This window comes from Chloroflexota bacterium (assembly GCA_034717495.1).
In the GTDB taxonomy this organism is placed as follows: domain Bacteria; phylum Chloroflexota; class Anaerolineae; order JAAEKA01; family JAAEKA01; genus JAYELL01.
On sequence record JAYELL010000083.1, the window covers coordinates 22,007 to 30,992 of the forward strand.

At 58.0% G+C, this 8,986-nt stretch carries 8 protein-coding genes; 3 read left to right on the plus strand and 5 right to left on the minus strand.

The window, feature by feature from the left end; all coding sequences use genetic code 11:
* Positions 1–188: 188 nt before the first annotated feature.
* From U9R25_15405 to U9R25_15425, 5 genes are all read right to left on the minus strand, one after another.
* The gene (locus U9R25_15405) at positions 189–1,352 is read right to left on the minus strand and encodes an acyl-CoA dehydrogenase family protein (protein MEA3337284.1); all 1,164 of its coding nucleotides are present in this window, start codon (positions 1,350–1,352) and stop codon (positions 189–191) included.
* Between the two features lie 104 nt (positions 1,353–1,456).
* Positions 1,457–2,599 (minus strand): acyl-CoA dehydrogenase family protein, encoded by a 1,143-nt coding sequence (locus tag U9R25_15410; GenBank protein ID MEA3337285.1) that lies wholly within the window; start codon positions 2,597–2,599, stop codon positions 1,457–1,459.
* Between the two features lie 184 nt (positions 2,600–2,783).
* Positions 2,784–3,572 carry an enoyl-CoA hydratase-related protein gene (locus U9R25_15415; GenBank protein MEA3337286.1) on the minus strand — a complete coding sequence of 263 codons (789 nt, stop codon included), beginning with the start codon at positions 3,570–3,572 and terminating at the stop codon, positions 2,784–2,786.
* Positions 3,573–3,585: 13 nt separating this feature from the next.
* Positions 3,586–4,833: a 3-hydroxyacyl-CoA dehydrogenase gene (locus tag U9R25_15420; GenBank protein MEA3337287.1), complete on the minus strand. Its 1,248-nt coding sequence runs from the start codon at positions 4,831–4,833 to the stop codon at positions 3,586–3,588.
* A 29-nt stretch (positions 4,834–4,862) separates the two neighbouring features.
* Positions 4,863–6,086 (minus strand): thiolase family protein, encoded by a 1,224-nt coding sequence (locus tag U9R25_15425; GenBank protein MEA3337288.1) that lies wholly within the window; start codon positions 6,084–6,086, stop codon positions 4,863–4,865.
* 156 nt (positions 6,087–6,242) lie between these two features.
* Between U9R25_15425 and mutL the strand changes: the two genes are divergently transcribed.
* The 3 genes from mutL to U9R25_15440 form a co-directional block, all read left to right on the plus strand.
* Positions 6,243–8,090: a DNA mismatch repair endonuclease MutL gene (gene mutL, locus U9R25_15430; GenBank protein MEA3337289.1), complete on the plus strand. Its 1,848-nt coding sequence runs from the start codon at positions 6,243–6,245 to the stop codon at positions 8,088–8,090.
* 38 nt (positions 8,091–8,128) lie between these two features.
* On the plus strand, positions 8,129–8,701 hold the full coding sequence (locus U9R25_15435; GenBank protein MEA3337290.1) for a methyltransferase domain-containing protein: 573 nt from the start codon (positions 8,129–8,131) through the stop codon (positions 8,699–8,701).
* Between the two features lie 27 nt (positions 8,702–8,728).
* Positions 8,729–8,986, plus strand: a 258-nt coding sequence (locus tag U9R25_15440; protein MEA3337291.1) for a hypothetical protein, incomplete at its 3' end; no start/stop codon positions are given.

The following is an 8,986-nucleotide window of genomic DNA, read 5'->3' on the forward strand; positions in this document are numbered from 1 at the left end:
GCCTCCTTTGATGAACTGATGAACGCTGATCGATCCAAACAGGATCAGCACGCCAGCACGCTACGCCAGCAGGCGTGCCGAGAGGCAGCAAGCGGTGCGTGACGTCAGCAGACGGTGCGTGAGCTAGAAGATCGGCGATGATCTGCGCCGAAGGTCTGCGTAATCAGCGTCCCTCTGGCTTGTCCAGGTTAGGGCTCGACGAAAACGCCTACCTCGCGAAGCAGGTCGCGCGCGATGATGACACGCTGGATTTCGTTGGTGCCTTCGAAAATCTCGGCGATTCTGGCATCGCGGAAGGCACGCTCGAGAAAGTAGTCCCTGCTGAGGCCCAGGTTGCCGCAGATCTCCATGGCATAGCTGGCAGCCTTGCTGGCAATCTCGCTGCCCATCAGTTTGCAAACATAGGATTCCCGGCTGAAGGGCCTGCCGTTATCCACCAACCAGGCCGTTCGATAGACCTGCCCTCGTAACATGTCGATCCAGGAATACATGTCCGCGATCATGAATTGGACTTGTTGTTGGTGGGCCAGCGAGGTACCGAACTTCTCGGCAATGCGGGCATATTCGATCACCATCTCCAACGCTTTTTGAGCTCCTCCCAGCGAGGCGGCACCCACGGTTACACGACCCAGATCCAGCGTTTTCATGAAGGTAACAAAGCCCAGCCCTTCCTGCCCGATGATATTGGCGGCGGGCACCTCCACCTCATCGAAAATCACCTCAGAGGTGCTGGAGGCCCGGATACCAATCTTCTTTTCGACGGTGCCGATTTTGACACCCATCTCCTTTTCGGCCACAAAGGCAGTGACTCCACCGCGAGCACCCAGGGCGGGATCGGTCACCGCCAATACCGAGAAGATATCTGCAAATGGGGCGTTGCTGATGTAAGTTTTTACGCCATTGAGCACCCAATTGCCGTTGGCACGAATGGCACGCGTTTTTATAGCAGCCGCGTCCGAGCCCGCATCTGCTTCGGTAAGGCAAAAAGCGCCATACTTCTCGCCCAGGGACATAGGGGTGAGATATCTATCCTTCAGTTCGCCAGAGCCATCCACGTAAATTGACATAGCCGCGATTCCGATGTGAGCGCCTATGATCGTCGAAATCGCGCTATCGACGCGGCTGATCTCCTCCATCAGGATGACATAACCCAACTCCCCGGCGCCACTACCGCCATACTCCTGTGGAAAGGGGATGCCTAACAGGCCTGCCCTGGCCGCGATCTCCAGGGCCTCGAATGGAACCTCGGCCTTTTCGTCGGCCTCTTCTGCCACGGGCGCGAACTCATTCTCCATGACCTCGCGAATCATCTGGCGCAGCAGCTCATATTCTTTGGGTAGCGTCAGGTCCATGTCAGTACCTTCCTAATTTTCAATTGCCAATTGCCAATGGTCAATAGTCAATTGTTAATGACAGAGGGCAATCATTGGCGTGTCCTGGCCCTGGCGGATTGGCCTTAAGCGATCTCCAGACCGTGGTCTGCCAGGATGCTTCTGGCGATAGCTGTCTGTTGCGATCGATTGCCACCTTCAACGACCTCGATGGTCCGGCAATCCCGAAATACCCGGCTGATGGGGTAATCGTTGATGTAGCCGTAGCCTCCATGGGTCTGAATCATGCGATTGGCGACCTGGTAGGCGACCCGGTTGGCCCATAACTTGGCAATGGAGGCGACTTCGCTGTCCAGGTTTCCCTGGCTCGCCAGAGAAGCGCAGCGGTAAACATGACTTCGCAAGGTTTCGACTTCCAGGGCCGAATCGGCGATGAAGGCTTGAATTGCCCCCTTGTGCGCGATTTCCGAGCCAAACTGTTTGCGTTCAACGGCAAACTGAACGCCGAGTTCCAAGGCGTGTTCGGCGCCCCCCAGGGCAATGGCAGCCAGGGCGAGTTTCGAGAAGTCGGCGATCGTCTCAACTATCTTGGCGGCTTCACCAGGCTTGCCCAGAATCTGATCCGATCCGACGAACACGTCGTCCAGGTAAACGGGATGGACCTGAACCCCCCGCATGCCCAGCGTTTTGTCACGCAGACCAAGCTTCAATCCCTTTGCGTCGGCCGGCACGAGGAAGGCGGTTGGACCTTCTGGCGTCGACGCAAAGAGGACGAAAAGGCCGGCGGTTTTGGCATTGGAGACCCATACTTTCAGGCCATCGAGACGATAGCTGTCGTTGATGGGGTCAGCCGTCGTCTGAATACGCTTCAACGAGGAGCTGTCTGGTTCGTAGGCTGCCCAGGCCCCAATGGTACTTCCCTCCGCCATGGCAGGTAACCAGGTTTCCTTCTGCTCTTCCGTTCCGAACAGCAGAAGTGCTTTGCTGACAAGGCTGTTGTGAACATGCAAGACCACAGCCGTGCTCATGCACGACTTTGCCACCTCTTCCAGCATCAGGATATAGCTCAGAGGATCCAGGTCGGCGCCGAAGTAATCCTCGGGCAGAAGAGCGCCGAGGAAACCTTGCATAGCCGATTTTTCGAGCAGAGTCGCAGGCAGTTTTTCCTGTTCGTCGATATGTTCCGCCCTGGGTTCGATCTCCTTCGCGACGAAGTCAGCGAACATCTGACAGAACATCGTTTGTTCTTCACTGAATGAATAATCCATTCATCGGCCTCCAGTCAACTGGTATCGACTCAGGTTGATGGACATGGCTGCCCGCTGATTCTACATGCGACAAGGGTCGCTATCTGGTAACTGTACAGGTGTCATTGCGGGTTTCCCATCCCACCACCGCAATGACAGATGCGAGATATTTCTACCAGATCGGTACAGTTACGCTATCTGTTGGCTAACTGTCGGTGAATTGGGGCCGGCGCTTTTCGACAAAGGCCAGAATGCCCTCCGTGGCATCGTTGGTAGCGGCCAGGGAAGACACATTTTCCAGCTCCACAGCCAGACCATCGTTCAATGGAAGCTCACTGCCTTCTCCAATCGCGTTTAGCGCTGCCTCTATTGCCAGGCCACCCATGGCGGCGATCTTCTTTGCCAGGCCCATGGCTTCCTTGACCACGGCTGTTGCCGGCACTACCTTGTTGACCAATCCGGTACGATAGGCCTCCTGGGCATTGATCGCGTCGCCGGTCAGGATCATCTCGGTGGCCTTGGCCCGACCAACCACTCGCTGCAAGCGCTGAGTCCCACCCCAGCCGGGGATGATTCCCAGGTTGATCTCGGGCTGGCCGAAGCGGGCTCGATCGCTGGCGATCCGCATCTGGCAGGCCAACGCCAGTTCCAATCCCCCGCCCAGGGCCACGGCATTGATGGCGGCAATCACCGGTTTCCGGCTGCGGTCGATCTTGTTGAAAAGGGTCTGTCCCTTTTCCATGAAGTTCTGAACGGCGTCCTGGTCGCCGCCGAACGCCTGGATTTCCTTGAGATCGGCGCCGGCTACGAAGGCAAACTGTCCGGTGCCCGTGATCACGATGGCCTTGACGTCAGCGTTTTCGGTTGCCTCGTCGAAAGCAGTTTCGATTTCGGCCAGTGTACGCAGGTCGAGGGCATTGACCGGTGGATGGTCGATGGCGATAACGGCCACCCTGTCCTGGATTCCAAACTTGATGTTCTGATATTCTGCCATGATCTGCTCCTGCTTATGAAAGGAAGTCGAGTTCAGCTCCAACGTGTTCGTGAAACCCGCGGCCTGTCCTGGTGCCCAGATGCCCAGCCCGGACCTTTGTCTTGAGGTACTGAGAGGGCCGGAATCTCTCTCCACCCCACGGTTCATGCAACATACTTTCGAGGCCTGCCAGAACCACGTCGAGGCCATATTCGTCCGCCACCGCCAGGGGGCCCATACGCTGTCCCTGAAAGGTCATGCCGGTGCCCGCGATCATTGCCATGTCGATATCGGGGACCGCTGCCACGTTCTCCTGAGCGATCCGCGCCGCCTCGTTGATGATGGGAAAGAGCAGGCGTTCGACTGTGAACTCACCCCGGGTGTCTTCTTCGGCCTGGATCCGGGAGATCATTTCCTGGACCGGTTCATCGGTTTCCTCGCCATATCCGTAGAATCCGGCGCCACTCTTTTCACCCAGACGTCCCGCCTCCAGCATCATTGCCATCAGTTTCGGCGAGCCGAAGCGCTGCCCATACTCGCTCGCCATGTACATGCCGGCATGGGCGCTGATGTCGATTCCCATGAAATCCAACAGGGTAAGGGGTCCCATAGGCATACCAAATTCGACCATGGCATTGTCAATCTGCTCGGCGGTGGCGGCCCCTTCCTGAAGTACCTGAACCGCTTCCAACAGGTAGGGAGCCAGGAGCCGGTTGACCAGAAATCCGGGACATTCCTGAACCACCACCGGGATTTTGCGCAGGCTTTCGGCGAACTGCACGGTGTCGTCGACAACTTCCTGGGCAGTGTCCAGGCCGGGAATTACCTCGACCAGTTTCATGATGTGGGCGGGGCTGAAAAAGTGCATGCCAACCGTTCGCTCCGCCCTGCCTATCCGGTGCCCCAACTCTGAAATACTCAATGCTGATGTGTTGCTGGCAAAAATGGCGGTTTCGGGCGCAACCTCAGCAAGTTCCCTGAAGACCTGAACCTTCAGATCCATGGACTCGGGAACGGCCTCGATGATAAAATCTGCATCCTCGAATTCATCATAGTCCAGGGTGAATTCGACCAGGTCCATCTTGTCCATCAATTCCGACTGGCTCATCTTGCCCTTGTCCACCCGCCCCTGGTAGATGCTGCGGATATGGGCTTCAGCCTTATCCAGAATATCCTGGTCCACATCCTTGACGACAACCGGAAGACCACTGAACGTGATCACCTGGGCGATCTCGGCGCCCATGAAACCGGCGCCCACAACACCTGCTTTGAAGATGTACATTTGGAAACCTCGAATCGTTCGTTAGCAGTCTACTCGTCGTTGTAGCTGAGATTCTCCACGATCATGGCACCACCTTGACCACCACCAACACACATGGTGACCAGGCCATACCGGTGGTTCTCCCGCTCCATTTCACCCATAATTGTCACTACGAGTTTGGCGGCCGTTGCGCCGATGGGGTGACCCAGGGCGATGGCGCCACCCAACGGATTGACTTTTTCCCATTCCAGGGGCATACCCTGCCGCTCCAACTCCTCACCGCAGGCCAGGACTTGCGCTGCGAAGGCTTCGTTGAGCTCGATGACGCCCATTTCGTCCAGGGTCATGCCGGCCTTCTCCAGTACTTTCGGCACGGCGACGGCAGGTCCGATACCCATATAGGCAGGATCAACTCCCACGAACGTGTAGGCTACGATTCGCACCCGCGGTGTCAGGCCAAGTTCTTCGGCGCGCCCTGCCGTCGTAACGATCATTGCCGCTGTGCCATCGTTCAGCGGACAGGCGTTGGCCGGCGTTACCGTGCCATCCTTCTTGAACACAGTCGGGTAGAGGGCTGCCTTGCGCACCGAGAGGGTCGGGTTGATACCTTCGTCCTGGGTGATCAACTCACGCGCCACTTCCTGACCGGCTACCTTCTTGACGATTTCGACGGGGACGATTTCGTCCTTGAATTTCTCCATCCGCTGGGCACGGAAAGCTTTTTTGTGGCTGAGTACAGCGTATTGATCCTGTTCTTCCCGGCTGATTTCATAGCGCTCTGCCAGATTCTCGGCCGTTTGGCCCATGATCAAACCCGATACCGGGTCTGTCAACCCCTCCCAGAGCATATCGGTGAATTCACTGTGTCGAAGCTTGAGTCCCCAGCGGGCTCCCTTGACGGCATAGGGCACGCTGCTGAGACTCTCTGTGCCCCCAACCAGGTAGAGCGTCCCTTCGTCTGCTCTGATGGCGCGGTAGGCGCTGACGATAGCCTCCAGGCCACTGGCACAATTACGGTGAACTGTGCAGCCGGGAACGTGGTCAGGGACACCAGCCATAAGGGCGACGACTCTGGCGATGTTGGCAGCCTCCGATGGTTGTGCCGCGCAGCCGATGAAAACGTCGTCGAACAGGGCTGGATCAACCCCCGTCTGTTCAATGGTGGCCTGTAGTGCAAGCACGCCCAGGTCTACCGCATTCTTGCGGCGCAGGGCGCCCCCGTGGGTACCGACCGGGGTTCGGACTCCTCCAACGATGACGATATCATCTTTCATCGATGTCACTCCTTTGTGGACTAACGCCCAGGCTTATGCCGCAGTGCGTCAAAAACGATTGTACCCGACAAAGGGGCATTTGGCAAACCCCCATGGTGCGGCGCGTCATGAATTGCCTGCTTACCATTTTCCGGGTGGCTATGTTAAAATGGCGTCATGCCCATTCGTGTACTTCCTCCTGAAGTTGCCAGTCAAATCGCTGCCGGTGAGGTGGTGGAGCGGCCTGCCTCTGCGATCAAGGAACTGATCGAAAACAGCCTCGACGCGGGCGCGGACCACATCCAGATCGAAACGCGCGAGGGGGGAAGACGCTTGCTGCGGGTTTCGGACAATGGACAGGGTATCCCGGCAGCCGAGGTGGCGCTGGCCTTCGAGCGCCACGCTACCAGCAAGCTCAGCAGCGCCGACGATCTGTTGAACGTCGCGACCTTGGGTTTTCGGGGAGAGGCGCTAGCATCGATTGCATCAGTGTCACAATTGACTCTCCTGACCCGTCATGTTTCGGAGTCGGTGGGTACCCGTGTGCGAGTCGAAGGTGGCATTACAGTCAAGCATGAGAGCAAAGGGACACCTCCTGGCACGATTGTAACCGTTGAAAATCTCTTCTACAACGTGCCGGCCCGGCAGAAGTTTCTGCGCCGCGCCGCCACCGAATCGAGACACATTTCCAGCATCGTTCAGCGCCTTGCCATGGCCTTTCCGGAACGGCGATTAAGCCTGGTTTCGGATGGCCGGCTTGTCTTTCAATCCAACGGCAGTGGGCACCTGCATGATGTCCTGGTGAAGGTCCTGGGGCTGGAAGCGGCCAGACAACTGGTGCCGCTGGGCTTTGAAGACCAGCGGACGTCCGGATCGGATCGGGAAGCTATACGCCTGGAGATCCCCGATGTTCACGGTTTTGTTGGCTTGCCAACCCTCAGCCGATCGAATCGCAACCAGATCCTTTTTTTTCTCAATGGACGCTTGATCCAGGACCGTAGCCTGACCTTCGCCGTCACCGAGGCCTATCGAAATCGATTGATGGCAGGACGGAATCCTGTCGCTGTGCTGATGATCGACATTGACCCTGCTCAGGTCGATGTCAACGTGCATCCCAGCAAAGCGGAGGTTCGTTTTCGCGATGAACGTGCCGTCTTTCGCGCCGTACAAAAGGCCGTATTGGCAACCTTGAACCAACACGCGCCGGTGCCCGAGCTAAGCCGCGATGGGCTGGGCTGGTCGCTGCCCGGCTGGGCCGAACGGAGGCAGTCGTTGATCGACGCCGGTCAGGGACAGCAGCCAATCCAGTTTGAGCCGGCCCGGCCCGCGGGACCCAACTGGGATCCGATAACGCCGGTCTCTGGCGAAGGGGAATCGCTCGATCAACAGGCACATGCGCAGGTCGGGGACAGCGATTCAGCCTTGGGCGACGCCAGTGATGTGTTGCCGATGCTGAGGGTTGTGGGACAGATGGGTACTACCTACATTGTAGCGGAAGGCCCCAAAGGGATGTATCTGATCGATCAGCATGCAGCTCACGAGCGGGTGCTGTTTGAGCAGATGAGCGCCCAGCAGGCAAACAAAGGGGTTCCGCAACAGGCGCTGCTGGAGCCCCTGGCCTTCGAGACCGGCACTGAGCAGGCAGGACTCATCGAGGAGTTCAGTGATGCGCTGAGCGCATCTGGATTTCAGATCGAGCCTTTTGGTGGGGATACCTGGCTGGTGCGCGCCGTGCCAGCTGTGTTCGGCAGTGTCGATCCGCGCCGTGCCGTTGCGGAGGTCTTGCAGGGTCTCGCCGACGGAAGGGATCTGGTTGGCGAGACAAAAGAGGAAGCTCTTGTTACAATTATCTGCAAACGGGCTGCCATCCGGGGTGGCCAGGTGTTATCCATCGAGGAAATGCGTCGCTTGCTTCAGCAATTGGAAGCATGCCAGAATCCAGGATCTTGCCCCCACGGACGTCCCACCATGTTGATTCTCAGCACCGATCAGCTGGAACGGGAGTTTGGCCGCAGGGGCGCGTGAAGGACGGCCGTCGTCCCCAGAAACTATGAAAGCGAATCATGCCAGCCAATAACTTTCTTTTTGACCATAGCGCTCCTTTTTACGATCGGTTGATTCCTCCCCCAGACCCGCAGCGGCTCCAGGCCTTCCTGAATCTGCCAACCGAGGGCTGGCTATTGGAGGCTGGCGGTGGAACGGGACGCATTGCCGCTCTGCTGGCTCCTCTGGTAGGACGATTGGTGGTCAGCGATCTCTCAGGGCCCATGCTCGCCGAATCAATGGCGAAGACCATTGCATGCCCTGTACAGGCAGATGTGTCACATTTGCCCTTTCCTGACGGGCACTTTGACCGCGTGTTGGTGGTCGATGCCCTGCACCATTTCAGCTATCAGCAGCAGGCTGTTGCCGAGTTGGTTCGGGTGTTGAAACCCGGTGGTCGTCTGGTGATTGAAGAGCCCGACATCACTCAACTGCAGGTCAAGTTCGTTGCCCTGGCCGAAAAGGTGGCGTTGATGGGCAGCCATTTCCACTCACCGGATGAGATTGCCGCCATGATAGCGGACTGTGGGCTGCCGGCGCGCATCGAAAAAGAGGAGCGGTTTGCAGCCTGGATCATCGCCGATAAGAAGTGACCGCCGACCGCTGACCGCTGCCTCGCCGTGTCGCTGACCGCCGTCTGCGGTCTGTCGTCCGCGGTCTTCTGGAAGCTGACCGCCGTCTGCGGTCTGTTGTCCGTGGTCTTCTGGAAGCTGACCGCCGTCTGCGGTCTGTTGTCCGTGGTCTTCTGGAAGCTGACCGCCGTCTGCGGTCTGTCGTCTGCGGTCTTCTGGAAGCTGACCGCCGTCTGCGGTCTGTCGTCTGCGGTCTTCTGGAAGCTGACCGCCGTCTGCGGTCTGCCGTCCGTGGTCTTCTGGAAG